The organism is Microbispora sp. H10670 (genome assembly GCF_014161385.1).
Classification (GTDB): domain Bacteria; phylum Actinomycetota; class Actinomycetes; order Streptosporangiales; family Streptosporangiaceae; genus Microbispora; species Microbispora triticiradicis.
Window position 1 is genome coordinate 1 of the sequence record NZ_JABBWW010000030.1, and the last position, 26,633, is coordinate 26,633.

At 71.5% G+C, this 26,633-nt stretch carries 29 protein-coding genes; 20 read left to right on the top strand and 9 right to left on the bottom strand.

The window, feature by feature from the left end:
- Nucleotides 1–283 (top strand): ATP/GTP-binding protein (locus HHX33_RS29690; RefSeq protein WP_182877488.1); only part of this gene is annotated, 283 nt, incomplete at its 5' end.
- 127 nt (nucleotides 284–410) lie between these two features.
- Nucleotides 411–1,967 carry a signal recognition particle protein gene (ffh, locus tag HHX33_RS29695; protein ID WP_182877489.1) on the top strand — a complete coding sequence of 519 codons (1,557 nt, stop codon included), beginning with the start codon at nucleotides 411–413 and terminating at the stop codon, nucleotides 1,965–1,967.
- Nucleotides 1,968–1,977: 10 nt separating this feature from the next.
- Here ffh and HHX33_RS29700 read toward each other — a convergent pair whose 3' ends face one another.
- Nucleotides 1,978–2,646, bottom strand: a complete 669-nt coding sequence (locus HHX33_RS29700; RefSeq protein ID WP_182877490.1) for a DUF4232 domain-containing protein — start codon at nucleotides 2,644–2,646, stop codon at nucleotides 1,978–1,980.
- A 340-nt stretch (nucleotides 2,647–2,986) separates the two neighbouring features.
- Here HHX33_RS29700 and rpsP point away from each other — a divergent pair, with 340 nt between their 5' ends.
- From rpsP to HHX33_RS37505, 10 genes are all read left to right on the top strand, one after another.
- Nucleotides 2,987–3,442: a 30S ribosomal protein S16 gene (gene rpsP / locus HHX33_RS29705; protein ID WP_182877491.1), complete on the top strand. Its 456-nt coding sequence runs from the start codon at nucleotides 2,987–2,989 to the stop codon at nucleotides 3,440–3,442.
- 1 nt (nucleotide 3,443) lies between these two features.
- Entirely contained in the window at nucleotides 3,444–3,686 is a 243-nt protein-coding gene (locus HHX33_RS29710; RefSeq protein ID WP_117409795.1) for an RNA-binding protein, read from the top strand.
- Between the two features lie 189 nt (nucleotides 3,687–3,875).
- Nucleotides 3,876–4,391 (top strand): ribosome maturation factor RimM, encoded by a 516-nt coding sequence (gene rimM / locus HHX33_RS29715; RefSeq protein ID WP_182877492.1) that lies wholly within the window; start codon nucleotides 3,876–3,878, stop codon nucleotides 4,389–4,391.
- Between the two features lie 10 nt (nucleotides 4,392–4,401).
- Nucleotides 4,402–5,250 carry a tRNA (guanosine(37)-N1)-methyltransferase TrmD gene (gene trmD, locus HHX33_RS29720; RefSeq protein WP_182877493.1) on the top strand — a complete coding sequence of 283 codons (849 nt, stop codon included), beginning with the start codon at nucleotides 4,402–4,404 and terminating at the stop codon, nucleotides 5,248–5,250.
- Nucleotides 5,251–5,405: 155 nt separating this feature from the next.
- Nucleotides 5,406–5,771 (top strand): 50S ribosomal protein L19, encoded by a 366-nt coding sequence (gene rplS / locus HHX33_RS29725; RefSeq protein ID WP_117409798.1) that lies wholly within the window; start codon nucleotides 5,406–5,408, stop codon nucleotides 5,769–5,771.
- A 158-nt stretch (nucleotides 5,772–5,929) separates the two neighbouring features.
- Nucleotides 5,930–6,742, top strand: a complete 813-nt coding sequence (lepB, locus tag HHX33_RS29730) for a signal peptidase I (RefSeq protein WP_117409799.1) — start codon at nucleotides 5,930–5,932, stop codon at nucleotides 6,740–6,742.
- A gap of 80 nt (nucleotides 6,743–6,822) precedes the next feature.
- The gene (gene lepB / locus HHX33_RS29735) at nucleotides 6,823–7,515 is read left to right on the top strand and encodes a signal peptidase I (RefSeq protein WP_310741582.1); all 693 of its coding nucleotides are present in this window, start codon (nucleotides 6,823–6,825) and stop codon (nucleotides 7,513–7,515) included.
- 78 nt (nucleotides 7,516–7,593) lie between these two features.
- A complete protein-coding gene (locus HHX33_RS29740) occupies nucleotides 7,594–8,319 on the top strand; it encodes a ribonuclease HII (protein ID WP_182877494.1) in 726 nt (241 codons plus the stop codon).
- Between the two features lie 78 nt (nucleotides 8,320–8,397).
- Nucleotides 8,398–8,721 carry a DUF2469 domain-containing protein gene (locus HHX33_RS29745; RefSeq protein ID WP_012888569.1) on the top strand — a complete coding sequence of 108 codons (324 nt, stop codon included), beginning with the start codon at nucleotides 8,398–8,400 and terminating at the stop codon, nucleotides 8,719–8,721.
- Between the two features lie 82 nt (nucleotides 8,722–8,803).
- A complete protein-coding gene (locus HHX33_RS37505) occupies nucleotides 8,804–9,541 on the top strand; it encodes a M23 family metallopeptidase (RefSeq protein WP_310741583.1) in 738 nt (245 codons plus the stop codon).
- Here HHX33_RS37505 and HHX33_RS29755 read toward each other — a convergent pair.
- From HHX33_RS29755 to HHX33_RS29775, 5 genes are all read right to left on the bottom strand, one after another.
- Entirely contained in the window at nucleotides 9,521–10,258 is a 738-nt protein-coding gene (locus HHX33_RS29755) for a cytidylate kinase family protein (RefSeq protein WP_220502357.1), read from the bottom strand. The two genes, HHX33_RS37505 and HHX33_RS29755, sit on opposite strands and share 21 nt — an antisense overlap.
- Before the next feature lie 128 nt (nucleotides 10,259–10,386).
- Nucleotides 10,387–11,307, bottom strand: a complete 921-nt coding sequence (locus tag HHX33_RS29760; RefSeq protein ID WP_182877495.1) for a tyrosine recombinase XerC — start codon at nucleotides 11,305–11,307, stop codon at nucleotides 10,387–10,389.
- A gap of 114 nt (nucleotides 11,308–11,421) precedes the next feature.
- Entirely contained in the window at nucleotides 11,422–12,705 is a 1,284-nt protein-coding gene (dprA, locus tag HHX33_RS29765) for a DNA-processing protein DprA (RefSeq protein ID WP_182877496.1), read from the bottom strand.
- Between the two features lie 5 nt (nucleotides 12,706–12,710).
- Nucleotides 12,711–14,258, bottom strand: a complete 1,548-nt coding sequence (locus HHX33_RS29770; protein WP_182877497.1) for a YifB family Mg chelatase-like AAA ATPase — start codon at nucleotides 14,256–14,258, stop codon at nucleotides 12,711–12,713.
- Between the two features lies 1 nt (nucleotide 14,259).
- A complete protein-coding gene (locus HHX33_RS29775; protein WP_117409805.1) occupies nucleotides 14,260–14,613 on the bottom strand; it encodes a YraN family protein in 354 nt (117 codons plus the stop codon).
- A gap of 287 nt (nucleotides 14,614–14,900) precedes the next feature.
- Between HHX33_RS29775 and HHX33_RS29780 the strand changes: the two genes are divergently transcribed.
- The 6 genes from HHX33_RS29780 (at nucleotide 14,901) to HHX33_RS29805 (ending at nucleotide 21,193) form a co-directional block, all read left to right on the top strand.
- Complete coding sequence (locus tag HHX33_RS29780) at nucleotides 14,901–16,475, top strand: CoA transferase (RefSeq protein WP_310741584.1); 1,575 nt, start codon at nucleotides 14,901–14,903, stop codon at nucleotides 16,473–16,475.
- Between the two features lie 296 nt (nucleotides 16,476–16,771).
- Nucleotides 16,772–17,680 (top strand): 30S ribosomal protein S2, encoded by a 909-nt coding sequence (rpsB, locus tag HHX33_RS29785; RefSeq protein ID WP_182877498.1) that lies wholly within the window; start codon nucleotides 16,772–16,774, stop codon nucleotides 17,678–17,680.
- A gap of 190 nt (nucleotides 17,681–17,870) precedes the next feature.
- Nucleotides 17,871–18,704, top strand: a complete 834-nt coding sequence (gene tsf, locus HHX33_RS29790) for a translation elongation factor Ts (RefSeq protein ID WP_111701995.1) — start codon at nucleotides 17,871–17,873, stop codon at nucleotides 18,702–18,704.
- 118 nt (nucleotides 18,705–18,822) lie between these two features.
- Entirely contained in the window at nucleotides 18,823–19,521 is a 699-nt protein-coding gene (pyrH, locus tag HHX33_RS29795; RefSeq protein WP_244460937.1) for a UMP kinase, read from the top strand.
- 9 nt (nucleotides 19,522–19,530) lie between these two features.
- Nucleotides 19,531–20,088, top strand: a complete 558-nt coding sequence (gene frr, locus HHX33_RS29800; protein ID WP_111701990.1) for a ribosome recycling factor — start codon at nucleotides 19,531–19,533, stop codon at nucleotides 20,086–20,088.
- Nucleotides 20,089–20,248: 160 nt separating this feature from the next.
- Nucleotides 20,249–21,193, top strand: coding sequence for a phosphatidate cytidylyltransferase (locus tag HHX33_RS29805; RefSeq protein ID WP_310741585.1), 945 nt, complete (start codon nucleotides 20,249–20,251; stop codon nucleotides 21,191–21,193).
- A gap of 63 nt (nucleotides 21,194–21,256) precedes the next feature.
- Here the strand turns inward: HHX33_RS29805 and HHX33_RS29810 are convergent, their stop codons facing one another.
- Entirely contained in the window at nucleotides 21,257–22,291 is a 1,035-nt protein-coding gene (locus HHX33_RS29810; RefSeq protein WP_182877499.1) for a suppressor of fused domain protein, read from the bottom strand.
- A gap of 106 nt (nucleotides 22,292–22,397) precedes the next feature.
- Between HHX33_RS29810 and rlmN the strand changes: the two genes are divergently transcribed.
- A complete protein-coding gene (gene rlmN / locus HHX33_RS29815) occupies nucleotides 22,398–23,513 on the top strand; it encodes a 23S rRNA (adenine(2503)-C(2))-methyltransferase RlmN (protein WP_182883820.1) in 1,116 nt (371 codons plus the stop codon).
- Between the two features lie 42 nt (nucleotides 23,514–23,555).
- On the opposite strand, the gene HHX33_RS29820 is transcribed toward rlmN, so the two are convergent.
- Complete coding sequence (locus tag HHX33_RS29820; RefSeq protein ID WP_182877500.1) at nucleotides 23,556–24,227, bottom strand: hypothetical protein; 672 nt, start codon at nucleotides 24,225–24,227, stop codon at nucleotides 23,556–23,558.
- Nucleotides 24,224–24,970, bottom strand: coding sequence for an ABC transporter ATP-binding protein (locus tag HHX33_RS29825; RefSeq protein ID WP_182877501.1), 747 nt, complete (start codon nucleotides 24,968–24,970; stop codon nucleotides 24,224–24,226). Before HHX33_RS29825 ends, HHX33_RS29820 begins: the two co-directional genes overlap by 4 nt.
- Before the next feature lie 155 nt (nucleotides 24,971–25,125).
- On the opposite strand from HHX33_RS29825, the gene HHX33_RS29830 reads away from it, so the two are divergent.
- Nucleotides 25,126–26,529, top strand: coding sequence for a M1 family metallopeptidase (locus HHX33_RS29830; RefSeq protein WP_182877502.1), 1,404 nt, complete (start codon nucleotides 25,126–25,128; stop codon nucleotides 26,527–26,529).
- Nucleotides 26,530–26,633: the final 104 nt, after the last annotated feature.

Below are 26,633 nucleotides of genomic sequence, written 5' to 3' on the forward strand. Positions count from 1 at the left end.
GCGGGGGGCGATCGGTGCGGTGGTGCTGGTCGACACCCGGCGGTTGGCCGACAGTTTTCCCGCGGTGGACTACTTCGAGGAGGCGCGGCTGCCGTTCGTCGTCGGCGTCAACGGCTTCGACGGGCAGCACACCCATTCGGACGACGAACTGCGGGAGGCGCTCACGATCTCACCCGGGATTCCGATCGTCCGTACGGACGCCCGGGACCGGGAGTCGGTGAAGAGCACCCTGATCAGGCTCGTCGAGCACGCCCTGACGTCGCACGTCGGCGCGCTCCGTTGACGACCCCCGACGCCGTCGTCCTGCGATCTCACCCTGGCGGCGCGGGCGTGAACGCCGTACGGGCGGATAGTCTGGGGAGACTGATGGTTCACCGACCCGTCCACTCGCTTCGAGGCTGGCCAAACACGTGTTCGAGACGCTTTCCGACCGGCTGACTTCGGTCTTCTCCTCCCTTCGGTCCAAAGGCAGGCTTTCCGACGCCGACATCGACGCGACCTGCCGCGAGATCCGTATCGCGCTTCTTGAGGCGGACGTCGCGCTGCCGGTCGTGAAGGACTTCGTGGCCCGGATCAAGGAGCGGGCCCGCGGCGCCGAGGTCTCCCAGGCGCTGAACCCCGCCCAGCAGGTCGTGAAGATCGTCAACGACGAGCTGATCGAGGTGCTCGGCGGCGAGACGCGGCGGCTCCGCTTCGCCAAGAACCCGCCGACCGTGATCATGCTGGCCGGTCTCCAGGGCTCGGGTAAGACCACCCTCGCCGGCAAGCTCGCCAAGTGGCTGCGCGACCAGGGGCACGCCCCGCTGCTCGTGGCCTGCGACCTGCAGCGCCCCAACGCCGTGCAGCAGCTCGCCGTCATGGCCGAGCGGGCCGGGGTGGCGGTGTACGCCCCCGAGCCCGGCAACGGCGTGGGCGACCCGGTCGCGGTGGCGCGGCAGTCGGTGGACCACGCGCGGCGCCAGCAGCACGACGTGGTCATCGTCGACACCGCCGGCCGCCTCGGCATCGACCAGGAGCTGATGAAGCAGGCCGCCGACATCCGCGACGCGGTCACGCCGGACGAGGTCCTGTTCGTGCTGGACGCGATGATCGGCCAGGACGCCGTGAGCACCGCCGGCGCGTTCATGGAGGGCGTCGGCTTCGACGGCGTCGTGCTGACCAAGCTCGACGGCGACGCCCGCGGCGGCGCGGCCCTGTCGGTGCGGCACGTCACCGGCCGGCCGATCATGTTCGCCAGCACCGGCGAGAAGCTTGAGGACTTCGACGCCTTCCACCCCGACCGGATGGCCGGCCGGATCCTCGACATGGGTGACATCCTCACCCTGATCGAGCAGGCGCAGAAGACGTTCGACGAGCAGGAGGCCGCCAAGATGGCGGGCAAGCTCGTCTCCGGCGACGGCTTCACCCTGGACGACTTCCTCGAGCAGATGATGATGGTCCGCCGAATGGGGCCCATCAAGAACCTCCTCGGCATGATGCCGGGCATGGGCCAGATGCGCGAGCAGCTCAACCAGGTCGACGACCGCGACCTGGACCGCGTCGCCGCCATCATCCGCTCGATGACCCCGGGCGAGCGGCAGGACCCGAAGATCATCAACGGCTCCCGACGGGCGCGCATCGCCAAGGGCTCCGGAGTGACGGTCACCGAGGTGAACAACCTGGTCGTCCGGTTCTTCGAGGCACAGAAGATGATGAAGCGGATGACCCAGGGCATGGGCATCCCGGGGATGCCCGGAGGGCGCAAGCAGAAGGCGCAGAAGGCCAAGAAGGGCCGCCGCGTCAGCGGCGACCCCCGCAAGGCCGCGCTCGGCAAGGCCGGGGCGAACGCGTCGTCGGACGGCTCGGCCGAGCCGAAGCTGCCCAAGGGCCTGCTCGGCAACCTCGGGAACGGTGGTCAGCTGCCTCCCGGCCTGGAGCTTCCGCCCGGCTTCGACCCCTCCAAGCTCAAGCTGCCCGGCCAGAAGTAACGAGCGCGGGTCAGAGGCCGGAGCCGGGAGACATCGGCCTGGCGTCGATCCTGCCGTCGTCGCAGATCGAGGCGGCGAACGGGACCTCCAGGTGCGCCACCTCGTCCGGTGGAATGATCATCAGCCGGGCCGAGACGGGGCACCGGGTCTCGTGGTCGGTCGGCACCACCGTCCAGTGGAGCCGCGCGTGCGCGCTCGCGCCGGGCCGCAGCGTGACCCGGTGCGGCGTCACGCTCTCACGCCGGGTGCGGGTGCGCAGCACGTCGCCCCGGCCGTCGATCAGGACGAGCCCGACGAAGCCGTAGACCCAGCAGGTCCGGCCCGAGGCGTTGGTCAGGACGAGCGGCGCGTAGCGGTTGCCCGCCCCCGGGTCCTGCCGTCCGACGCGGGCCCGCAGTCCCGTCGTACGGCACCGAGCGGGCCCCTTCGCGGCGGAGGCCGTGGAAGCGGTGGAGGCGATGGCGGCGGAGGCCGCGCGGACGGTGCCGTGAGCCGCCGCCGGTGTCAGGGCGGCGGTACGTGCCGGGACGGTGGAGACCGTACCCGTGTCTCCGCCTGTGCCGGCGGCCGACGCCCCGGTGGCGGCCGGGGGCGCGGCGTGGCCGGTGGACAGGGCGCAGCCGGTGGACAGCAGGATGGCCGCCGCCGCGACGCCGGCCCTGCTCGTGATTGCTCGCATGCCTGTTGGACGGCCGATGCCGCCGGTCAGTTCGCGTGATCGGACGCCCTTTCACGTGGACGCGCGTCTCCCTGCCTCCGGCGCGGCCTCGCCGGGTCCTTCTCAGGGTGGTCCTTCTTCGGGCTGCCATTGCCGGGTGGCGGGAAAACGGGGACGGCGGCGGGGCCGTCGTTGCCCGAGCATGCGCAATCATCTGGCAGAATGTCAGGCTGGAACATCGTGACCAGGCGGATGCCCTCTCACCTCCGCCGGCCGCGTCTGTCCCTCGAGCGGGCTCCCGTCGTGCCCCACTCGACGAGACACCGCTCACCCACGCTCTAATGCAGGAGAGACCACACCCGTGGCAGTCAAGATCAAGCTCAAGCGGCTCGGAATGATCCGCAACCCGCAGTACCGCATCGTCATCGCCGACGCCCGGAGCAAGCGGGACGGCCGTGCGATCGAGGAGATCGGCCTCTACCACCCGAAGGAGAACCCCTCGCGCATCGAGGTGAACTCCGAGCGGGCGCAGTACTGGCTGAGCGTCGGCGCGCAGCCGACCGACCCGGTCCTCAAGATCTTCAAGCTGACCGGCGACTGGCAGAAGTTCAAGGGCGAGCCCGCCCCCGCCACGCCGCTCCAGGTCGCCGAGCCCAAGCCCGACCGGCACGCGGCGTACGAGGCCGCGGCCCGGGAGTCGCTGTCGAGCGACACCGGCGCCGCCGCCACCACGCCGAAGAAGGCCAGGAAGCCCGTGAAGGCCGAAGAGACCGCCGAGGCCCCGGCCGCGGAGGAGAAGCCGGAAGGCGAGGCCTGAGGTGCTCGAGGAAGCCCTCGAACACCTGGTCAAGGGCATCGTCGAGCACCCGGACGACGTCCGGGTCCGCGCCCGGCGCATTCGCACCGGGCGCGTTCTCGAGGTCCGGGTGCACCCCGACGACCTCGGCAAGGTGATCGGCCGTGGCGGCCGTACGGCCAGAGCGTTGCGCACCGTCGTCAACGCGCTGTCGGACGGCAAGTACGTGCGGATCGACCTGGTCGACCTTGAAGAGGCGCGCTGAGCCGGCTCTGGCGGCGATACTCGCGCCCGGGGGACCCCGCACCGGGGTCCCCCGGTGTGTTTTCCGGGGTCCTCCGGGGCTTTCCGAGGGTGGTCCGCGGGATGCGGTGATGCCTCGGGACGGGTCTCCCGGTGCGGGTTTCCCGGGCTGAAAGTGACGAAGAAGGATTGTTGCGGAGGTAGGCGGCACGTGCAGCTAGTCGTGGGCAGGATCGGCCGTCCGCACGGCGTGCGGGGCGAGGTCACGGTCGAGGTGCGCACCGACGACCCGGATTCGCGTTTCGCCCCGGGTACGACGCTCGCCACCGAACCGGCCTCGGCCGGCCCGGTGACCGTCGAGCGGTCCCGGTGGCACAAGGACATCCTGCTGCTGACCATCGAGGGCGTGGCGGGCCGCGACGCCGCCGAGGCGCTGCGCGGCACCCTGCTCGTCGTCGACTCGGCGGACCTGCCGCCGCTGGCGGACCCCGACGAGTTCCACGACCACGAACTCATCGGCCTGACGGTCGTCACGACCGGAGGAGAACGCGTCGGCGAGGTGGCCGACGTCCTCCACCACGGCCAGGACCTTCTCGTGGTGACCCGGCCGTCCCGCGACGACGCGTACATCCCGTTCGTCAAGGCGCTCGTGCCCGAGATCGACCTCGGGAAGGGGATCCTGGTCGTCGACCCTCCGCCCGGACTGCTCGACACCGAGGCGGAGTAGGAGCGGCCGCGTGCGCGTCGACATCATCTCGATCTTCCCGGAGTACTTCGCCCCGCTCGACGTCTCCCTGATGGGCAAGGCGCGCGAGCGCGGCATCCTGGACATCCACCTGCACCAACTCCGCGACTGGACCCACGACGTCCACAAGACGGTGGACGACACGCCGTACGGCGGCGGCCCTGGCATGGTGATGAAACCGGAGATCTGGGGCGCGGCCGTCGACGCCGTGATCGGCGAGGGACGCGCCGCCTCCGGCGAGGACACGCTGCCCCGGCTGATCGTGCCCACGCCGAGCGGACGGCCGTTCACCCAGGAAGTGGCGCTGGAGTACGCCAAGGAGCCGTGGTTGCTGTTCGCGCCCGCCCGGTACGAGGGCATCGACTCCCGGGTGGTGGCCGAGTACGGCGTCCGCCTGCGGGCCGACGAGGTCAGCATCGGCGACTACGTCCTGGCCGGGGGAGAGGCCGCCGTCCTGGTGATGGTCGAGGCCGTGGGCAGGCTGCTGCCCGGGGTCCTCGGCAACGCGCGGTCGGTGGCCGACGACTCCTTCGCCCCCGGTGCGATGGCCAACCTGCTGGAAGGCCCCGTTTACACGAAACCACCCGTGTGGCGGGGGCACGAGGTGCCCGAGGTCCTCCTGTCGGGCCATCACGGCAGGATCGCCCGGTGGCGGCGGGACGAGGCGCTGCGTCGCACGCTGGAGCGCAGGCCGGAACTGGCCGCCAGGTTCGACCCGGAGAGCCTCGACAAGCACGACCGGCGGGTCGTCGAGGAGTTCGGGGCACGCCGGTCCGCCGCCGCGCCGGAGGGCGCGCCGGGCGCCGCGTTTCGCGAACAGCCGGAAGATGTGGCAGACTGAATCGCTGCTGCCTCCTTCGGCATGTCCGGGTGAGCCCCGGTCGAGACGTGGCAGACAAGACGTATCAAGCCAAGCGCGCGTGTCCCCCTCGATGCCGAGCCCGTGGCCCGGCCGGGTGGACCTCCGCGTGCTCATGTCAATGAGGAACCGCCGCCATGCACACGCAGATCCAGGAGCTCGAGAAGGCTGCCCTGCGCAGCGACGTACCGGACTTCCGCCCGGGTGACACGCTGGAGGTTCACGTCCGCGTCGTCGAGGGCAACCGGTCCCGTATCCAGGTGTTCAAGGGGTTCGTCCTGCGCCGTCAGGGCGGCGGCATCCGTGAGACGTTCACGGTCCGCAAGGTCAGCTACGGCGTCGGCGTCGAGCGCACCTTCCCGGTCCACAGCCCGGTGATCGAGAAGATCACTCTGGTCACCCGCGGCGACGTCCGCAGGGCCAAGCTGTACTACATGCGTGACCTGCGCGGAAAGGCCGCCCGCATCCGCGAGAAGCGCGAGGCGCTGCCGGCCGCCAAGTAGGGCCTTGGGGATGGTGGTCCGCGCCTCAGGTGCGGGCCACTTTCTTTTTGGCCGGGGATGCGGTGTCCTCGACGCTCGCCGTCCTGGACATCATCTAGGCTCAGCAGCGTTGGCTAGCGAGGACAGGGGCCGGGCACGAGTCGCCTGTCGAGGACGGGGTGGACGTGGTCGCCGAAGACGTCAAGCAGAACGCCGAGGACGGCAAGAAGAAAGGCTCGTTCTGGCGGGAGCTGCCCGTTCTGATCGTGGTCGCTCTCGCTCTGGCCCTGCTGATCAAGTCTTTCGTGGTCCAGGCGTTCTACATCCCCTCGGGGTCGATGGAGAACACGCTCCTCATCAACGACCGGGTCCTGGTCAACAAGCTCGTCTACCGCGTACGCGACATCGCGCGCGGTGACGTCGTCGTGTTCTCCGGAGTGGACTCCTGGGACCCCGAGGTCCAGATAGAGGAGCCGTCGAACCCCGTCGTCGGGGCCATGCGCTGGATCGGCACGGCCTTCGGAATGGTGCCGGGGGAGAAGGACTACATCAAGCGGGTCATCGGCGTGCCCGGAGACAAGGTCAAGTGCTGCGACGCCCAGGGCCGCGTCACCGTCAACGGCGTGCCGCTCGACGAGAAGTCGTACCTGTACCCGGGCAACGCGCCGTCGGACCGGCCGTTCGAGGTGACCGTGCCGCCGGGCCGCCTGTGGGTCATGGGCGACCACCGCTCGCTCTCCTGGGACTCCCGCCTGCACACCGGTGATCCGGGCGGCGGTACGATCCCCGCCGACAAGGTGATCGGGCGCGCGTTCGTCATCGTCTGGCCGTTCGACCGGGCGAAGATCCTTCCGATCCCGGACACGTTCGGGCAGCCGGCCCTCCAGGCGGCCGCCGCCGGAGCCGCGCCGTTCGTGGCGGGCTTCGCCGGGGCCGTGCCGCTGGTCGCGGTGGGCCGTGGGTTCGGGCGCAGGCTGAGGCGGCGGCGGTAGGGCGGACGTGGCGAGCCCGGAGGAGAGAGCGAGAGCAAGTGAGCGAGGCCGACGAGAGCCGCTTAGGCGCGGGTAGGCCCGTGCGTCCCGTCGACGAGGACCCGGCCGTGGCCGAGCCCCCGGAGACGGTGCCGGCGGAGACAGTGCCCTCCGGCATCGGGCCGGCGGAGACCGGGCCGGGGGAACCGGGGAAGGACGCGCCCGCCAAGAAGGCCTCGGGCCTGCGGGACACCCTCCTGTACATGGTCGGCGGAGTGGTCGCCGCCCTGCTGATCCACACGTTCCTCCTGCAGTCGTTCTACATCCCGTCGGAGTCGATGCAGAACACGCTGCTGATCAACGACTACGTCGTGGTCAACAAGCTCGCGTACAAGCTGGGGTCCGTGCAGCGCGGCGACATCGTGGTCTTCAAGGGCTGGGACGGCGAGGACACGATCAAGCGGGTGATCGGCGTCGGCGGCGACCATGTGAAGTGCTGCGACGACAAGCGCCGCATCACCGTGAACGGGACGCCCCTGGACGAGGAGGGCAAGTATCTCTACCCGGGGGTCTATCCCTCCGGCCGGGACTTCGACGTGAAGGTCCCCAAGGGACGCGTGTGGCTGATGGGCGACCACCGGAACAACTCCGCCGACTCGCGCTTCTACATGGACGACGGACACCAGGGCACGATCTCGGAGGACGACATCATCGGGCGCGCGTTCCTGCGCTACTGGCCGCTGAACCGGATCTCGTTCCTGTCCCGTCCCGACACTTTCTCGGTCGTTCACTGAGCTCACCTGCGGCTTTGCCGCGGGAGGCGGTTTCGGCCGTATCGCGGGTCCCGAATGGGGCGTAATCTGCTTCTCGTCATGACAGCTGCCTATCGTCCGCGCCCGAGTGTCGTACGGCGGGACTCCGGACTCTACGGCTACGAGCGGGCCCTGGCCCGGCGGGGCTTCACGCCGGTCGCCGGGGTGGACGAGGCCGGGCGCGGCGCCTGCGCCGGACCGCTGGTGGTCGCCGCGGTCGTGCTGGGGCGGGAGATCGACGGGCTGGCCGATTCCAAGCTGCTCACCGAGACCGTCCGCGAACGTCTCCACGAGCGGATCATGGCGACCGCGCGGGCCGTGAGCGTCGTCGTCATCCCGCCCGGGGAGATCGACGAGCGCGGCCTGCACAAGTGCAACGTCTCCGGCATGCGGCGGGCCGTCGCCGGGCTGGGGCTCGTCCCCGGTTACGTCCTCGTGGACGGCTTCCCGGTGGCCGGGCTGCCCGCGCCGTCGCTGGCCGTCTGGAAGGGCGACCAGGTCGCGGCATGCGTGGCGGCGGCCTCGATCGTGGCGAAGGTGACCAGGGACCGGCTGATGCACGGTCTCGACGAGACCTTCCCGCAGTACGGCTTCGCCCTGCACAAGGGGTACGTCACGCCGGGCCACAGACGGGCGCTGGCCCGCCACGGGCCGTGCGCCCAGCACCGGTTCTCGTTCGTGACGGTGGCCAGGGTGACTCATGGGACATCGGTCCCGGCGCGGGGACTGCGGACGGGGCAGGATGGGGACATGCGCGAGAATGAGGTCGGGGCCGGTGCCCTCTGAAGAGGGCCGGTCTCGACCGGCGATCTTGATGGGGACCTCGACGGGGATCTCGACGGGGAGCGGAAGAGGAGGACCGGGATGAGCGCCGAAGATCTCGAAAAGTACGAGACCGAGATGGAGTTGCAGCTCTACCGGGAGTACCGCGATGTGGTCGGACTGTTCACCTATGTGGTCGAGACCGAGCGGCGCTTCTATCTCACCAACTCCGTCGATCTCGACGTGCGCACCGCCGAGAACGGCGACGTCTTCTTCGACGTCAAGATGCAGGACGCCTGGGTCTGGGACATGTACCGCCCGGCCCGCTTCGTGAAGAACGTGCGGGTCGTGACCTTCAAGGACGTCAACGTCGAGGAACTGGCCAAGCCGGACCTCGAGATGCCGAAGGAAGGCTTCTCCAACTGATCAGGTCCGGCGGCGGCTGACCCGGTGCGGCGGCCGACCCGGTGCGGCGGCTGATCGTGCGCGGTGGCTGTCTTCCACGTTGGTGCCTGTCCACAGAACGGCGCTCGGCCGCCTGGTGCGGGGCCGTACGGCGCACCCTGGCCGCATGCGTCTCGTCACCTGCTCGCTCGTCGTCGTCCTGCTGATCGCGGCCGCGGCCTCTCCCTCGGCCGCCGCCCGCCTCACCGGCGCCGCTCTTCCCCCGAACCTCTCCCCGAAGCCGTCCCAGGCCCCCGCGTCCTCGAAGGCGCCCCACCCGTTCCGCCCGTTCCGCCCCGAGGGGATGCGGCTCCCCGGAGGAGCGCCCAGGTGGATGTGGCCGCTTTCCCGGCCGGCACGGCCGCTCAGGCGCTTCGATCCGCCCGCACAGCGCTGGCTCGCCGGGCACCGGGGCGTGGACCTCGCGGCGGATCCCGGCGAGGAGGTCAGGGCCGCGGGGCCGGGAACGGCCGGAGTGGCGGAGCGGGTCGCCGGGCGGGGAGTCGTGACGGTCGTGCACGCCGGAGGGCTGCGCACCACCTACCTGCCGGTGCGCGCCCTGGTACGCCCCGGTGAGGTCGTCGTGGCCGGACAGGTCATCGGCGTCATCGAGGACGGCGCCGCGCACTGCCGGGTGTCATGCCTGCACTGGGGCCTACTGCGTGACCGGGGCCTACTGCGCGACCGGGGCCTGTTGCGTGACCGGCTCTACCTCGACCCGCTCCTCCTCTTCGGTCAGGGGCAGGTGCGTCTCCTGCCCCGATGGCCCATCGAGCGATCGTCAGATCCCGCGTATCGATGAGTGTGGCCGGACCTCCCAGGACGGCCGTTGGAGCTGGTCGTTGTACACGACGATGTCGGCGTGGTCGGTGGGGCGGGCGGTGGCGAAGTAGAGCTGCTGGGAGGGGATATAGCGGCCGCGCCAGGTCCGTTCGACTGCGGCGGTGTCGGCGGTGGCTCCGGCCAGCGCTGTGCTCCGGTCCCGGGCGCGATCCACCGTCGTCTCGAATGGGACGGACACGAAGACGCGCAGGTCCCACCGGTCGATGAGTTCCGGGCGCAGGAGGAAGACGCCGTCGAAGAGCAGTACGGCGTCCGCCGGGGCGCTCGTGGCCGGCGGGGACGTCGGGGCGTCGGCGTCTCTGTCGTAGACGGCGTGTCGGAACCTCCGGTCTCCGCCTGGGCCCAGGGGATCGAGCAGGACCCGGCACAGCGCGGCATGGTCGTGGGCGTCGAAGTAGCAGCCTTCGGCCGAGTACTGGCCGCGCCGGTAGCGCTGTGCACGGGGGAGAAGAAAGTCGTCGATGGTCGCGCGGATGACGTCGCGGTCCTGCGCGCGCAGGACGACGGCGAGCTCGTCGGCCAGCGTGGTCTTGCCGGAGGCGGGCGGGCCGTCGATGGCGACCCGCAGCGGGTGCGCGACCGTGACGGACCTGATCGCCTCGGCCAGCCGACTGATGAGCTCGCCGCGGGTGCCCTGGTCCATCGCCGCCTCTCTCACCGGGTCTGTTCTCAGCACCGTACGTCAGGCTGCGGTCGCCGGCTCGCGTTCGACGAGGCCGACTCGTTGCGTACTGGTCCGGGGGTGGCTCGGCCGGGCGCTGAAGGAGGGCGGGGTCGGCCGATCGAGGGTCGGCACGACGAGCGTCAGGCCCGGGGGTGGGCCTGGCGGTAGGCCGCCCGGAGTCGCTCTATCGACACGTGGGTGTAGATCTGCGTGGTGGCCAGCGAGGCGTGTCCGAGCAGCTCCTGGACGGACCGGAGGTCGGCCCCGCCTTCGAGCAGGTGGGTGGCGGCGGTGTGACGGAGCCCGTGGGGACCCATGTCGGGTGCCCCCTCCACCTGGGCCAGCCGGGCGTGGACGACACGCCGGACGGTGCCCTGGTCGACGCGGCCTCCCCGGACGCCGAGGAAGAGCGCCGGGCCGCTCCCTTCGCGGACCCACAGCGGCCTGCCACGCACACACCACGCGTCGAGCGCCCGGAGGGCGGGCAGGCCGAAGGGGACGGTCCGCTCCCTGCGCCCCTTTCCCATCACCCGGACCGTGTTGCGGTCCCGGTCCACGTCGTCGACGTCGAGGCCGCACAACTCGCTCACCCGCATGCCTGTGGCGTACAGCAGTTCGAGCATGGCCCTATCGCGCAGGTCCTTGGGTTCGTCCGCTTGGGGCGCGTCGAGAACGGCCCCGGCCTCGGTCTGGTCCAGCACCTTGGGCAGCCGGCGCTCCGCCTTGGCGGTGCCGAGAAGCAGACCCGGGTCGCTCGCCAGCCACCCCCGGCGGTGACAGAAGGCGGTGAAGACCCGGGCACACGCCGTCCGGCGGGCCAGCGTGGCCCTGGAGCGCCCGGCCTGGTGCTGGTCACCCAGCCAGTCACGCAGGCCGGTGATGTCCAGGCCGGACAGGTCCGTCTGCCCGGCGGCCGTCAGGTGCGTGATCAGCGCGGTGACGTCGCCCAGGTAGGCCCGCACCGTGTGCGGAGACAGGTCCCGTTCGAGGCGCAGATGCCGTTCGAACTGCTCCAGCACGACGTCGAACCGTCCCCGGTCCCGCCCTTCGCCCGCTGTCATGCCGCCATACCCTCTCGCACTCCACCCTTGTCGCGCCGGCGGGCCGCGCGAGCGGCCCACACAGGTGAACCTACGCGCGCTGGGGGCGATGTGGGGGAGTGCCGAGGCGCCCTGTCAGGTTCGGGCGGCGGGCCGCAGCCGCCAACCTCGGTCGGCGTTCTCGACGAATCCCGCGGCGGCCAGGACGCCGAGGCAGGCCAGCGCCGTCCCGATGTCCACCCCGGCTGAGACGGCGATCGCCGCGGGACCCGCCGCGCCACGCGCCGGGATCGCCTCCAGGACGCGCCTGGTCTCCTCGTTCAGCCCGTCGCGAGGCCGGACGGGGCCGCGCCGCTCAGGGGCGAGGTCGTCCCCGATGGAGCCGACCAACTCGACGACCTCCTCCGGGGAGGTCACGCAGACGGCCCTGCCCTGCCGGATCAGGATGTGGCAGCCCGCGGAGACCTCGGTGGTGACGGGACCGGGCACGGCCATCAGGTGCCTGTTGAGGCCGGAGGCGTGGGAGGCCGTGTTGAGCGCCCCGCTGCGGGCGGCGGCCTGGACGACGACCGTTCCCCGGGACAGGGCGGCGATGACCCGGTTGCGGACGAGGAAGCGGAGCCGGGTGGGGTGCGCACCCGGTGGCCACTCGCTGAGGATCACCCCACGCTCCCGCACGACGCGGAAGAGGTCCTCGTGCGCGCTGGGATAACAGACGTCTGTTCCGCAGGCCAGCACGACGATCGTCGGCGAACCGGAGGCCAGCGCTCCCCGGTGTGCCGCGCCGTCGATCCCGTACGCGCCGCCGCTGATCACGGTCCAGCCTCGCCCGCCGAGGCTCATGGCGAACTCGGCCGCCACGGTCGTGCCGTACGCGGTGGCCGCTCTGGCCCCGACGACCGACACCGAACGCAGGCAGGAGAAACGCAGGTTCGCCGGTCCGTCCACCCAGAGCCCGAAAGGCCTGACATGCCCAAGATCATCGAGCTGGGTGGGCCACTCGGCGTCGCCCGGGACGACGAGCCGCGCCCCCTGCCGCCGGCCCTCCGCGAGGTCGGCGGCCGGATCTCTGTAGCGGGCCGCCCAGGCGGCCGCATGCCGATCGAGGTCCACGTGGCGGGTCGACGGACCACCGCGGTCGCGCTCCTCACGCACGAACCCGGGGTCGAGCCGGCCCCGCCTCGCCTGCTCCATGGCGTCCAGGGGGCCGTGGCGGGCGATCAGGCGGCCCATCACGGCGTCACCCGCCTCCGCCATGCGCATGAGAGCCACCCGCGCCAGCCGTGCCGATTCGTCCGGCTGTTCCGCTCCGCCCGGTTGCCCTGCCCCGCCCGGCTGTTCCACCTCGCCTGGGTGTTCCGCTCCATCCGGCCGCTCCGGCTCGCCGGGCCGTTCGGTCTCCTTCGAGGGGTCGGTCATTCGCATCAGTCCACTCCGAGCCATAGTGCGAGGGCCGCCGATGTCTCGGTGCGGCCCGGACGGTCTTCGCCCGCGAGGTCCGCGAGCGTCCAGGAGATCCGGAGAACGCGGTCGAGGCCGCGCGCGCTGAGCGTGCCCACGTCGAGCCCCCGGTGCAGCGGGGCCATGACGGTGTCGGGCAGGCGGAACCGGCGGTGCAGCGCGGACGAGGACACCTCGGCGTTGGTGTGCCATGGCGTGCCCGCAAGCCTTCGGGCGGCCCGCTCCCGGGCCTGCCGGACCCGCTCGGCCACGGTCGCGCTGTTCTCCACGAAGTGCCGGTCCGCGAGCAACTCGGCACGGGTGGCCCGGCCGATCCGCACCTTGACGTCGACGCGGTCGAGCAGCGGCCCGGAGAGCCGGTCGAGGTAGCGGCGCCGGCCCGCCGGGGTGCATCTGCAGGGATGCCCGCCGGTGCCCTCAAGCCCGCAGGGGCAGGGATTCGCCGCCAGCACCAGCATGAACCGGGCGGGGAACGTGACCGTGCCGACGGCCCGGGCGATCGTGACCCTTCCCGACTCGAGCGGCTGGCGCAGGGAGTCGAGCACGGTGGTGGCGAACTCCGGCGCCTCGTCGAGGAAGAGCACGCCTCGGTGCGCGAGCGACACCGCCCCGGGCCGTACGACACCGCCGCTCCCGCCACCCACGACGGCCGCCATCGTCGCGCTGTGATGCGGGGCCATGAAGGGCGGCCGGGTGAGCAGCGGGCGTCCCGGCGGCAGCGTGCCCGCCACCGAGTGGATGGCCGACACCTCCAGGGCCTTGTCCTGGTCCAGTGGAGGCAGCAGGGTCGGCAGGCGCTCGGCGAGCATCGTCTTGCCGCTTCCCGGGGGACCCAGCATCCACAGGTTGTGCCCTCCGGCGGCGCACACCTCCAGCGCCTTTCGGCCCATCGGCTGCCCGGCCACGTCGCACAGGTCGGGCCCGGATGTGTCCTCCGTGCGGTCGTCGTCCACCGACAGGGACGCGGCGTCCGCCACCATCGGGAGCCGGCGCAGGTCGCCCGCTCGCAGCCATCCCACGAGTTCGCCGAGAGTGGTGACCGGAACGACGGTGAGGCCGGGCACCAGAGCGGCCTCGGTGGCGTTGAACGCGGGCACCACGATGATGCCCACACCCGCCTGGGCCGCGGCGAGCGCGGCGGGCAACACGCCCCTGACGGGCCGCACCCGCCCGTCGAGGCCGAGCTCGCCGAGGAACGCCGGAGTCGCGATCCGCTGCGCGGGCACCGCGCCGGCCGCGCCGAGGACGGCCACCGCGATGGCCAAATCGAAGATCGATCCGCGTTTGGGCAGGGTCGCCGGGAACAGGCTCACGGTGATCCGCGCGTCCGGCCAGGCGAAGCCACTGTTGATCAACGCGGACCGCACGCGGCCCCGGGCCTCGCTGATCGCGGTGTCGAGGAGCCCGATGAAGTGCGTTCCCGCTATGCCGCGGCCGACGTCGGCCTCGACCTCCACGAGGCGTCCGGCGACGCCCACGATGCCGGCGCAGTGGGTCCGGGCGACGGGCACCTCAGACCACCCCGCGTTCATGCCGGAGCGAGAAGTCGCCCGCGAACCTCTCCAACGCGATCACATCGACCCGTATCGTGTCGAACCGCTCGGCGTGCGCGGCCAGCCACCGGCCGGCCAGCGCGCGCAGGCGCAGCAGTTTGTCGCCGGTCACCGCCTCGAAGGCCGTGCCGTGGCTGCGCCCGGAGCGGGTCTTCACCTCCACGACCACCAGCGCGTTCCCGTCCCGGGCGACGATGTCGATCTCGCCGTCGGCGCAGCGCCAGTTCCGGTCGAGGACGCGCATGCCTCGCGCCGTCAGATAGGTCACGGCCAGTTGCTCGCCGTGCCTGCCCAATTGATCTTTCGCGGCCATGGGACCACCTCCGGCCCCCGACACTCGCCGAGCCCGCCTCGGCCACGTCCGGCCGAACGCCTTTCTGTGGACAGGCGGAGCGATCCACAGGCGCGGGACGGGGAGCGCTCCCTTGTCCACAGTCCGGCCCGCTGCCGGAAATCGGGAGGGGTGGCCGCGGCAGGCTGGGCACCGGCGTGGATACTTGCCCCGGTCCACCCGGGCGGGACGGCGGAGCACCGCGCCGCGGCGACGTGACGCGCCGTACGCGGAGGGTTCGCCGGGCGTTCGGGAGTGAGGAGTCGGCGGTGATCGAGAAGTTCATCCGGGATCTGGGGGCGGGTGTCGGGGTCGCCCTGCCCGCCGTGCGCGTCACGGGACAGGACCCCGTGCTGCCGTCCGTCTTCCCGCTCGGCACGATGGCCGCGGCGTCGGCCGGTGCGGTGAGCGCCGCCGTCGCCGCGTACGCCGCCCGGCACGGGCGCCCGGCCGGGCCGAATCCCGGGCCGAACTCAGGGCCGGTATCCGACCCGGATTCCGGGCCGATCCCGGGACCGGGCTCCGAGCCGGACCCCGCGACGGACCTCGGGCCGAGCTCCAAGCCGGACCCGGTGCCGGATCCCGCGCTGGGCCTCGGGCCGAACTCGGGGGCGGGGAGCGGGGACCCCGAGGTGGCGATCGACGTCCGCCACGCCGCCGTGGCCTTCCAGAGCGAGCGGCACTTCCGTACGGACGGGAAGGCCATGGACGTCTGGGCGGCCCTGTCGGGGGACTACCCCGCCTCGGACGGCTGGGTCCGGCTGCACTGCAACTTCGACCACCACAGGGACGCCGCCCTGCGCGCGCTCGGGCTCGCCCCGGGGTCGGGCAAGGAGGCCGTCGAGAGGGCGTGCGCCGGCCGTACGGCCGTGGAGGTCGAGGAGGCGGTCGTCCGCGAGGGCGGCTGCGCGGCCGCGATGCGGAGCAGGGCGGAATGGCTCGCGCACCCGCAGGCGCGGGCCCTGGCCGGCCTCCCTCTGGTCGGTCTCTCCCGGCTGCCCGTCCCCGGTGGCCCGGAGGACGGCGGCGGGAGCCGTGGCCGGGGTGGGGTGGGGGAGCACAGCGCGGGCGGTGGGGTACGACCGCTCGGCGGCGTCCGGGTGCTCGATCTCACCAGGGTGATCGCCGGTCCGGTGGCCGCCCGCACTCTCGCGGCCTACGGCGCGGACGTCCTGCGGGTGGGCGCGGCGCACCTGCCGGAGGTGCCGGGGCTCGTGGTGGAGACGGCGTTCGGCAAACGGTCGTGCCACGTCGACCTGCGCTCGGAGACGGGCCGGGAGCGGCTGCGGGAACTGGTCCGCGGGGCCGACGTCGTCATCCAGGCGTACCGGCCGGGGACACTTAGGGCCAGGGGCTTCGGGCCTGACGACCTGGCCGCCCTGCGGCCGGGCGTCGTCTGCGTCGACGTCTCCGCCTACGGAAGCCGGGGGCCGTGGGCCTCCCGGCGCGGGTTCGACAGCCTCGTCCAGATGGCGAGCGGGATCGCCCATGAGAACGGCGACGGGCTGCGGCCCGCGCCGCTGCCCGCCCAGGCCCTCGATCACGCCACGGGATATCTGGCGGCCTTCGGCGCGGTCGCGGCGCTGATCCGGCGCACCGCCGAGGGCGGCTCCTGGCACGTCGAGGTGTCGCTGGCGCGGACCGCGACCTGGCTCGACGATCTCGGCCGGATCGACGGCGGGGGAGTGCCGCGACCTACGGTCGAGGATCTGCTGGCGACGATGGACAGCCCCTTCGGCACGCTCACCTATGTGACGCCCCCCGGCCTCGCCGGGGGCGTGCGGCCGGGCTGGACGACCCCGCCGCCCCGCCAGGGTGAGCACCCCGCCGCCTGGGCGCTCTGAAGGGGCCGCGCCCGCGGAAGCCGCCGAGGTGAAGACCCTCTTCGGGAGCGCCGGAAGGAGCGTACGGGGCGCCGCCGGGTGCCGCGCCCGTGGAGGGTCATCGGAAGGGGCGGATCCGGGTAGACTGTTCGACGGCCTGTTAGGCCGAATTCGCACGCCCATTCACGAGCCGCCTTTCTCGGTCCGGACCGCGTCCGGTGAAAGTGGCGGCCCGGGGCGTCAGGGCGCGGGCAAGAGGGCCCGCGTGACCAACCGAGACCGTGCCCAAGGGCACACGACCATGGAGGACCATCACCATGGCCCCTGTCGTCACCATGCGGCAGCTGCTGGAGAGCGGCGTTCACTTCGGCCACCAGACCCGCCGGTGGAACCCGAAGATGAAGCGCTTCATCTTCACCGAGCGCAACGGCATCTACATCATCGACCTGCAGAAGTCGCTGTCGTACATCGACCGTGCCTACGACTTCGTGAAGGAGACCGTCGCGCACGGCGGCACCATCATGTTCATCGGCACGAAGAAGCAGGCGCAGGAGTCGATCGTCGAGCAGGCGTCGCGCGTCGGCATGCCGTACGTGAACCAGCGCTGGCTGGGCGGCATGCTCACCAACTTCTCCACCGTGCACAAGAGGCTCCAGCGGCTCAAGGAGCTGGAGGAGCTCGACTTCGACAACGTGGCCGGCTCCGGGCTCACCAAGAAGGAGCTCCTCATGCGCCGCCGCGAGAAGGAGAAGCTGGAGCGCACCCTCGGCGGTATCCGTGACATGGCCCGCGTCCCGAGCGCGGTCTGGGTCGTGGACACCAAGAAGGAGCACATCGCGATCAACGAGGCCAAGAAGCTCGGCATCCCGGTCGTCGCGATCCTGGACACCAACTGCGACCCCGACGAGGTCGACTACCCGATCCCGGGCAACGACGACGCCATCCGCGCCGTCAGCCTCCTCACTCGCGTGATCGCCGACGCCGTCGCCGACGGCCTGATGACCCGTGCGGGCGCCGGTCGCGGTGACGAGAAGCCCGCGGGCGTCGCCGCCGCCGAGCCGCTGGCCGAGTGGGAGCGCGAGCTCCTGGAGGCCCCCGCCGCCGAGGCTCCGGCCACCGAGGCCGCCGAGGTTCCGGCCACTGAGACCGCCGAGGCCGCGGCCACCGAGGCTCCGGCTGCCGAGGCCGCCGAGGCTCCCGCCGCCGAGCAGGGCGAGCAGGCCTAGGTAGACCACCGGTCCCCGCCGGTGCGGCTCCGGCCGCTTCCGACAGGCGGGGACCCCAGGGAAGACCTGGTCCCAGGCGCCGGTGCCGCACCGGGCACCGGCGCCCACGGCTCCACCGGGCGGGCGCGCCACACGGCCGGCCCCGCCCCCACGACGATTCGCATCCGGGTCCCGAAGAGGAAATTGGACAATGGCTTCCGTAAACATGGCCGACGTCAAGCGGCTTCGTGAGCTGACCGCCGCCGGCATGATGGACTGCAAGAAGGCGCTCGAGGAGTCCGAGGGCGACTTCGACAAGGCCGTCGACATCCTGCGCCTCAAGGGCGCCAAGGACGTCGGCAAGCGCGAGGCCCGCACCGCGTCGAACGGCCTGGTCGCCGTCAAGCACGAGGGAGACTCCCTCGCGGCGCTGCTGGAGCTCAACTGCGAGACCGACTTCGTCGCCAAGAACGAGCGTTTCCAGGAGCTCGCCGCCGACATCGTCGCGCACATCGTCGCGAGCAAGCCCGCCGACGTGCCGTCCCTGCTCGAGTCCGAGCTGAACGGCAAGACCGTCAAGGAGCTGCTCGACGAGGCCAACGCGGCGCTCGGCGAGAAGATCGAGATCCGCCGGTTCTCCGTGCTGGAGGGTGGCTTCATCACCTCCTACATGCACAAGACCGACCCACAGCTCCCGCCGGCCGTGGGCGTGCTCGTGCAGCTCGACACGCCGAACGCCGAGATCGCCAAGGACATCGCCCAGCACACCGCCGCGATGGCCCCGAAGTACCTCAGCCCCGCCGAGGTGCCCGCCGAGGTCATCGAGAAGGAGCGGTCGCTGTTCGAGCAGATGACCCGCGAGGAGGGCAAGCCCGAGGGCGCCATCCCGAAGATCGTCGATGGCCGGGTCAACGGCTGGTACAAGGACTTCACGCTCCTTGAGCAGGCGTTCGTCAAGGACAACAAGAAGACGATCGCGAAGGTCGCGGACGAGGCCGGCGTCAAGGTCCTGGCCTTCACCCGCTACAAGGTCGGCCAGGCTTAGGCTTAATTGCCAGGATCGACCCACGCGACACGAGGAGGCCGCCGCCGTGCAGGAGAACACCAGACCCGCCACGCCGGCGGCTTCGTCGTACGACGGGCCGCTGCGGTGGAAGCGGGTGATGCTGAAGCTGTCGGGTGAGGCGTTCGCCGGCGGCGAGTCCCTCGGGATCGACCCGCGCGTCGTCGCCCAGCTCGCGGACTCGGTCGCCGAGGCGGTCCGCGAGGGCGTGCAGGTGGCCGTCGTCGTCGGCGGGGGCAACATGTTCCGCGGCGCGGCCCTGTCGCAGGGCGGCATGGACCGCGCCCGGGCCGACTACATGGGGATGCTGGGGACGGTCATCAACTGTCTCGCCCTGCAGGACTTCCTGGAGAAGCGCGGCATCGACACCCGCGTGCAGACGGCCATAACGATGCAGCAGGTGGCCGAGCCGTTCCTGCCGCGCCGGGCGATCCGCCACCTGGAGAAGGGGCGCGTGGTCATCTTCGGCGCGGGCCTCGGGTCGCCGTTCTTCTCGACCGACACCTGTGCCGCGCAGCGCGCGCTGGAGATCGGCGCCGAGGCGCTGCTGAAGGGCACCCAGGTCGACGGCGTGTACGACTCGGACCCGCGCAAGAACCCCGACGCGGTCCGATTCGACCAGCTTGAGTACGGTGAGGTGCTGACGCGGGGACTCGGGGTCATGGACGCCACCGCGATCAGCCTGTGCATGGACAACGGCCTGCCCATCGTGGTCTTCGACCTCATGGGCGAGGGCAACATCCTGCGGGCGGTCCGCGGTGAGAAGATCGGCACGCTGGTGAGTCCGGCAGGGAAGTAGGGAGCCGCAGTGATCGACGAAACCCTCCTCGAGGCCGAGGAGAAGATGGACAAGGCGGTGACGGTCGCCAAGGACGATTTCGCGAGCATCCGCACCGGCCGCGTGACGCCCTCGATGTTCAACAAGATCAACGTTGACTACTACGGGTCGCCGACGCCCATCCAGCAGCTCGCGTCGTTCCACGTCCCCGAGGCGCGCATGGTGCTCATCCAGCCGTACGACAAGGGCTCGCTGAACGGGGTCGAGAGGGCCATCCGCGACAGCGATCTCGGCGTCAACCCCAGCAACGACGGCACCGTGATCCGCGTGGTGTTCCCCGAGCTGTCGGAGGAACGCCGCAAGGAGTACATCAAGGTCGCCCGCAACAAGGCGGAGCACGGCCGGGTGTCCGTGCGGAACATCCGGCGGCACGCCAAGGAGATCCTCGACAGGCTCGTCAAGGACGGCGAGGCCGGCGAGGACGAGGTCCACCGCGCGGTCAAGGAACTCGACGACCTCACCCAGAAGCACGTCGCGAAGATCGACGAGCTGCTGAAGCACAAGGAAGCCGAGCTGCTCGAGGTCTGACACCGCGGTCCCCGGGAGTGCCTGACAAAGGCTGCCCCACGCGCAGCAGGGCTTGATTTGTCAGACACGACCTAGGGCCGAACGGCATGACCGTGATCCTTGTGCCGCGCCATGGGCAGGTGCGGCACAAGGATCACGCGTATATGGAGAGTGAGACGCTGTGGACGGAACTGCTGCCGCCGGCGACCGGAACCCGGCGGGGGGCGCGACCGGCCCCTCCGGCGCCGGACACGGTACCGAGAGGGACGACCCGGCGGACGCGGCCGTGCCGTCCGGCGACGCCGGGAAGGCCACCGGCCGCACCGGGCGCAACCTCCCGGCCGCCGTGGCGGTCGGCGTCGCGCTGGGCGCGGTGGTCATCGGCTCGCTCTACTTTGTCAAGGTGGCGTTCCTCGTCGTGGTCCTGGTGGCCGTCGGCGTGGGTGTGCACGAGATCGTTAAGGCGCTCGGCGGCTACGGCGTGCGGGTGCCCCTCGCGCCGCTGCTCGCGGGCATGGCGGCCATGGTGCTCGGCCCGTACTGGGGCGGCGCCACGTTCCTGGTCGGCGCGTTCGCGGTGACCGTGATGGTGCTGCTGGCGTGGCGGATGTTCCAGGGCGCCGAGGGCTTCGTCCGGGACGCGACGGCCGCGTTGTTCGTCGCGGCCTACCCGGCGCTGATCGCCGGGTTCGTCCCCCTGCTGCTGGCCCCTGAGGACGGGCCCGACCGGGTGATCGTGTTCGTCGCGGTGACGGTCTGCAGCGACATCGGGGGCTACTTCGCCGGAATCTTCTTCGGCAGGCACCGCATGTCGCCGCTCATCAGCCCGAAGAAGACCTGGGAGGGCTTCGCCGGGTCCACCCTCGCCTGCGTCGTCGCCGGCGCCTTACTGGTGCACTTCCTGCTGGGCGGCGAGTACTGGGAGGGCGCGGTCGTCGGCCTGGCCGGAGTCACCTGCGCGACGCTCGGCGACCTGGTCGAATCGGTGATCAAGCGCGACATCGGAATCAAGGACATGGGCACGCTGCTGCCGGGCCACGGCGGGGCGATGGACCGTCTCGACTCGCTGCTGTTCACGCTCGTCCCCGTGTGGCTGCTCCTCACCCTGCTCGTTCCGGCCGCCTGACGACCGGCCGCGCCTGACAACCGTACGCCTCACAACCAACCGCCCGGCGACCGCGACGCCGGGTCAGATCCGGCTGGTGGGGGCGAGCCGCTCGGTCACCGCCCGATGCCCGTGCTCGGCCACCAGGCGGAGTTCGGCGTCGGTGAGCGGGAGCAGCCACAGCCACCGTACGACGTCCCCGCCAAACATGAATCCGGACATATCCGGTAGTCCTGGCGGGTCCATCAGCATGAGGACGCCCTCATGCCCGCCGCCCAGCGGGAACGTCACCGGCTTCTGGAACCAGCGGGCCGTGTGCCCGTGTCCCAGCCAGGTCACCGACCGCCACGGGTACTGCCCGAGCCAGGAGAACAACCGGGCGGCGACCCTCGGATCCTGCCTGGTCGCGAGCGCGAGTTCCACCCGGCACGCCGTGTCGTACATCTCCGCGGTGGGCATCCGCTGGCAGCTCATCCCCACGGTCGACAGGACGGTGTAGTCCCTGGTGAACGTCGGCGGGCGCTCGCTGACGCCGACGAGCGGCAGGCGGTCGCCGCCGACGTCCCAGTAGCGCCCCGGCGGGCCGAGCCTGCCGTCGAGGTGACCCAGCACGAACTGCTGGAAGGTGGCCCAGCTTCCCTCCGCCTGCCGCCACTGCCAGTAGGCGCGGGCCTTGGCCACGCGGGGGGCCAGCCCCTCCAGCGCCTCGGCGAGCGACCAGGCGTACGGCGACTCCCCGACCGCGTCCCTGGCGTATCCGGGCAGGCCGCGGTCGAGGTCGGCCCAGGACGGAATGACCGCGAGGAGTTCGCCGTTCTCGTACAGGGCGACGCCGTCGCCCTCCTCGAACCACAGCACCGACAGCGCCGCCGGGTCGAGCGGCGGGGTGCCCTGCGGCCGCGTGGTGCGGTTCGCGGGCAGCACCGGCGGCAGCCCGGCGCCCACCCGTGCGGGGTCCTCCTCGGCGGGGGCCGGGACGTGGTTGGCCAGCCAGACCGCTCCGTGGACGATCCCCCGCGCGTCGCGAAGGTAAGCTACGGAGGAGGTCCGGTCGGCTTCGATCGTCAGTGTGCGGCTCCCGTAGGGGTTGGGGCTGGTGAGCACGACAGTGATGTCCAACACCTCACCTCTCGTAGGCCTGCGGGATTCGGCCGCCAGACAGAATGTAGAACCGCTCGCGGCAGTCGTTAAGAGGACGGCCGCGAGGAGATGGAAAGGGTTTCGCGTGAGCGAGCAGCCGAAGACCGGGCAGCTGACCTTCGTCGCGCCCCGACGGGCCAAGCCGCAGCGCCATCTGGCCGACCTCACGATGGCCGAGCGCAGGGCGGCCGTAGCCGAGATCGGCGAGAAGCCGTTCCGCGCCGACCAGCTCTCGCGGCACTACTTCACCCGGCTGACCGGCTCGCCGGAGCAGATGACCGACCTGCCGGCGCCGCTGCGCGAGCGGCTGGTGGAGCAGCTCATGCCTCCGCTGCTGACGTCCGTACGCGAGATCACCTGCGACGGCGGCACCACCCGCAAGAACCTGTGGAAGCTGTTCGACGGCTCGCTGGTCGAGTCGGTCCTCATGCGTTATCCCGACCGCGTCACGATGTGCGTGTCCTCCCAGGCCGGGTGTGGCATGAACTGCCCGTTCTGCGCGACAGGGCAGGCGGGGCTCACCCGCAACATGTCCACCGCCGAGATCGTCGAGCAGGTCGTCGCGGGGGCGCGGGCGCTGGCGCGGGGCGAGGTCCCGGGCGGGCCGGGGCGCGTCACCAACGTGGTCTTCATGGGCATGGGCGAGCCGATGGCCAACTACAAGGCCGTCATCGGCGCCGTCCGCCGCCTGGTCGATCCCGCGCCGGAGGGCCTCGGCATCTCGGCCCGCGGGGTCACCGTCTCCACGGTCGGCCTGGTGCCGGCGATCGGCAAGCTGGCCGACGAGGGCCTGCCGGTGACGCTCGCCGTCTCCCTCCACGCTCCGGACGACGAGCTCAGGGACACGCTCGTGCCGATCAACACGCGGTGGAAGGTCGCCGAGGTGCTCGACGCGGCCTGGAGCTACGCGGCCAGGACCAAGCGGCGCGTCTCCATCGAGTACGCGCTGATCAAGGACGTCAACGACCAGGAGTGGCGGGCCGACCTGCTCGGCCGCCTGCTCAAGGGCAAGCTGGTGCACGTCAACCTCATCCCGCTCAACCCCACCCCCGGCTCGAAGTGGACCGCGTCGCGTCCCGAGGACGAGCGGGCCTTCGTACGCCGCCTGGAGTCCCACGGCGTCGCCGTCACCGTGCGGGACACGCGGGGACGGGAGATCGACGGGGCGTGCGGCCAGCTCGCCGCCGCGCCCCAGCCGTAGCGCGTCGGCCGCAGAGTCAGCCGTAGGGTCGGCCGCGGCGGGTCACGGCCGGGTGCGGCGCAGCCACGTGTAGGCCGCCAGGCCGATCGCGGGCCACAGCACCGACTGCGCCGTGAGCAGGAGCGGGTTCGCCAGCAGCACTCCGTGGTGGGCGTCCCGCATCCAGCCCATGACCGGCACGGTGAGCCAGCGGGCCCCGGTGAGGCTGAGCATCAGCATCAGCAGGTACCCGAAGATCAGGGCCATCGTGGAGACCGCCGGGGAGCGCAGGATCGGGCGGCTCGTCAACGCCCCGAGGGCGAGCCCCGCCGCCGCCGACAGCAGATGCAGCCATACGCCGGTCAGCAGCACGCCGGTCGTGGGGACGGTGGTCAGCCGGCCGAGCAGCGCGGCCTCGGCGATCGCGGCGAGCACGAGCAGCGTGGCGAACGCCGCCAGCAGGCCGCTCACCTGTTCCCGCGTTCGCAGGGCGGACAGGGCGACGGCGCGCTGCTCGTCCGGCTCGGTGTCCAGCAGGCCGCGGGCGGCCCACGCGAGCACCGGCACGAGCATGGCCGCCGAGTCGGCCGTGGCGGCGATCTCCTGACCGGTGGGCACGGCGGTCGCGTAGAGGACCGCGAGCAGCGCGAGCAGCGCGAGCAGTGGTTGCAGGGCCCGGTGCGAGGCGACGTATCCGGCGACGCGGAACCGCGCCAGGGCGATCACGGAGGTCATCCCGCGGCCTCCCCGGCGACGCGGGCCGTGCTACGCACCGTGCAGCCCTCGGCGCGCAGGCGGTCGGCCAGTTCCGCGGCCCTCGACGCGGGCACCGCCACCTCCAGCACGGTCAGGGGCTCCTCGGCGGCCCGCTCGACCGGCTCCAGTTCCCGTACGGCGCGGTCGCGGACCTCGAAACGGCGCAGCCCGGGGAAGTCGCGCAGGTCGCCCTGGTGGTCGCTCACCACCACGATCCCGCCGCGCGCGCGGATCTCCCCGATGATCCGGGGAAGCTCGGCGCGGGTGGCGGTGTCGAGCCCGGCGAACGGTTCGTCGAGCACGAGCAGCCCCGGCTCGGCGAGCAGCGCCTGGGCGAGGCCCACCTTGTGGGCGCTGCCCTTGGACAGGTCCGGCAGGCGCCGGCCGAGCAGGTGGTCCATGCCGAGCCGCTCGCTCCAGTGGCCGATCGCGTCCTGGGTCACGCGGCGGACCGCCGCCATGTGCCGCAGATAGGCCGCCACCGTGAACGGCTGGTCGGCGGGGAAGCGCTCGGGGGCGTACCCGACGACCCGGGGGCGGCCCTCCACGCGTCCGCGCACGGGCCTGAGCAGCCCGGCGGCGAGCCGCAGGAGGGTCGACTTTCCGGTGCCGTTGGGGCCCACGACCTCGGCGACGTCCCCGGGATCGAGGACCAGATCGGCGTCGGACAGGACCCACGGGTCGCGCCGTCCGTACCGGAAGGAGACGCTGGCGATCCGCATAGGTTTCCGAGCCTATCGAAGGATCTCCGCCCATTTCGGGTATTCGTGATCAATAGCCCGGCGTCCGGGCTGAAGCGGCACCCAGCTCCGCCGGAAAACCCTCATAAATCGCAACAAGTGTCAATTTCGTGGCGCGATACACCACGATGGTGCTCATGCTTCGCAGATCATCCCCCCTGACGGCTGTCCTCGCCGCCGGTCTCACATTGACCGCCTCCCTGGCCGCCGCCCCCGCGGCCTGGGCCGACACCTACACGCCGGGCTCGGCCGGCCTGGGAGACCCGTACTTCCCGCACGCGGGCAACGGCGGGTACGACGCCGGCCACTACGCGATCAAGCTGAGGTTCACGCCGAAGACGCACCACATCAGCGCCACCACCACGATCACGGCCACGGCGACCAAGAACCTGTCCCGCTTCAACCTCGACTTCTCCGGGCCGAAGATCAGCCGCGTCGAGGTCAACGGCAAGCGGGCGGCGTACAAGCGGAAGGGCCAGGAACTCGTCGTCACCCCCCGGCACGGGCTGCCGTCGGGGGAGAAGTTCACGGTCGAGGTGTCCTACGCGGGCCGGCCGAAGCCGATCCAGGACGAGGCGCTCGGTGCCTCCGGCTGGATCGACACCCCGGACGGCGCCGTCGTCGTGGCCGAGCCGGACGGCGCCCGCAGCTGGTTCCCGGTCAACGACAACCCCCGCGACAAGGCCACCTTCAGCTTCCAGGTCTCCGCGCCCCACGGCGTCACGGTCCTCGCCAACGGAGAGCCGAAGAACTCCGGGATCGTCGGCGTCCGCGGCGGCTACAGCACGTGGAGGTGGGAGATGTCCCAGCCCATGGCGCCGTACCTCGCCACGGTCGCGATCGGGAAGTTCAAGGTCACCGAGGGCACCGTCGACGGCATCCCCAGCATCACGGCGGTCGACCCCTCGCTTGCCAAGGAGTTCAGGTATCTGCACCGCACCACCGCCAAGGCGATCATGTGGGAGTCGAAGGTCTTCGGCGCCTACCCGTTCACGTCCACCGGCGGCATCGCCGACAAGCTCGACGTCTCCTACTCACTGGAGACCCAGGGCAGGCCGGTGTACGACAAGGGCATGGCCGACGACCTGGTCATCGTGCACGAGCTGGCCCACCAGTGGTTCGGCGACAGCGTCGGCCTGCGGAGCTGGAAGGACATCTGGCTCAACGAGGGCTTCGCGACGTACGCCGAGTGGCTGTACGAGGAGCAGCACGGCGGTCCGTCGGCCGAGAAGACCTTCGCGAAGCTCTACAAGAAGAAGAGCGGCAGCGATTTCTGGAAGCTCAGGACGGGCGATCCGGGACGCGCCGGCATGTTCGACGGCGACGCGATCTACACGCGCGGCGCCATGACCGTGCACGCCCTGCGCAAGAAGATCGGCGACGAGACGTTCTTCACGCTGCTGCGCACGTGGACGGAGGAGAACCGGCACTCCACGGTCACCACGAAGGACTTCGTGGATCTCGCCGAGCGGCTCTCCGGCCAGGACCTCGACGCCCTGTTCGACGCCTGGCTCTACAAGGCGCACAAGCCCAAGCTCTGAGACGCGCCGACGTCCTCACGCAGGGCGGTGCGACGCGCCAGGGCACTCGCGACGGGCCCGGTCATGTGACGCGACCGGGTCATGTGAGGAGTTCGGGCGGGCGC

Excerpts from the sequence above, each read along its gene's own strand:
- HHX33_RS29825 (WP_182877501.1), bottom strand. The coding sequence starts at position 24,970 with ATGCGGATCGCCAGCGTCTCCTTCCGGTACGGACGGCGCGACCCGTGG.
- HHX33_RS29745 (WP_012888569.1), top strand. The coding sequence starts at position 8,398 with ATGAGCGCCGAAGATCTCGAAAAGTACGAGACCGAGATGGAGTTGCAG.
- HHX33_RS29820 (WP_182877500.1), bottom strand. The coding sequence starts at position 24,227 with ATGACCTCCGTGATCGCCCTGGCGCGGTTCCGCGTCGCCGGATACGTC.
- HHX33_RS29775 (WP_117409805.1), bottom strand. The coding sequence starts at position 14,613 with ATGGCCGCGAAAGATCAATTGGGCAGGCACGGCGAGCAACTGGCCGTG.
- HHX33_RS29830 (WP_182877502.1), top strand. The coding sequence starts at position 25,126 with ATGCTTCGCAGATCATCCCCCCTGACGGCTGTCCTCGCCGCCGGTCTC.
- pyrH (WP_244460937.1), top strand. The coding sequence starts at position 18,823 with ATGCTGAAGCTGTCGGGTGAGGCGTTCGCCGGCGGCGAGTCCCTCGGG.
- dprA (WP_182877496.1), bottom strand. The coding sequence starts at position 12,705 with ATGACCGACCCCTCGAAGGAGACCGAACGGCCCGGCGAGCCGGAGCGG.
- rpsB (WP_182877498.1), top strand. The coding sequence starts at position 16,772 with ATGGCCCCTGTCGTCACCATGCGGCAGCTGCTGGAGAGCGGCGTTCAC.
- tsf (WP_111701995.1), top strand. The coding sequence starts at position 17,871 with ATGGCTTCCGTAAACATGGCCGACGTCAAGCGGCTTCGTGAGCTGACC.
- rplS (WP_117409798.1), top strand. The coding sequence starts at position 5,406 with ATGCACACGCAGATCCAGGAGCTCGAGAAGGCTGCCCTGCGCAGCGAC.
- HHX33_RS29700 (WP_182877490.1), bottom strand. The coding sequence starts at position 2,646 with ATGCGAGCAATCACGAGCAGGGCCGGCGTCGCGGCGGCGGCCATCCTG.
- HHX33_RS29760 (WP_182877495.1), bottom strand. The coding sequence starts at position 11,307 with ATGACAGCGGGCGAAGGGCGGGACCGGGGACGGTTCGACGTCGTGCTG.
- HHX33_RS29740 (WP_182877494.1), top strand. The coding sequence starts at position 7,594 with ATGACAGCTGCCTATCGTCCGCGCCCGAGTGTCGTACGGCGGGACTCC.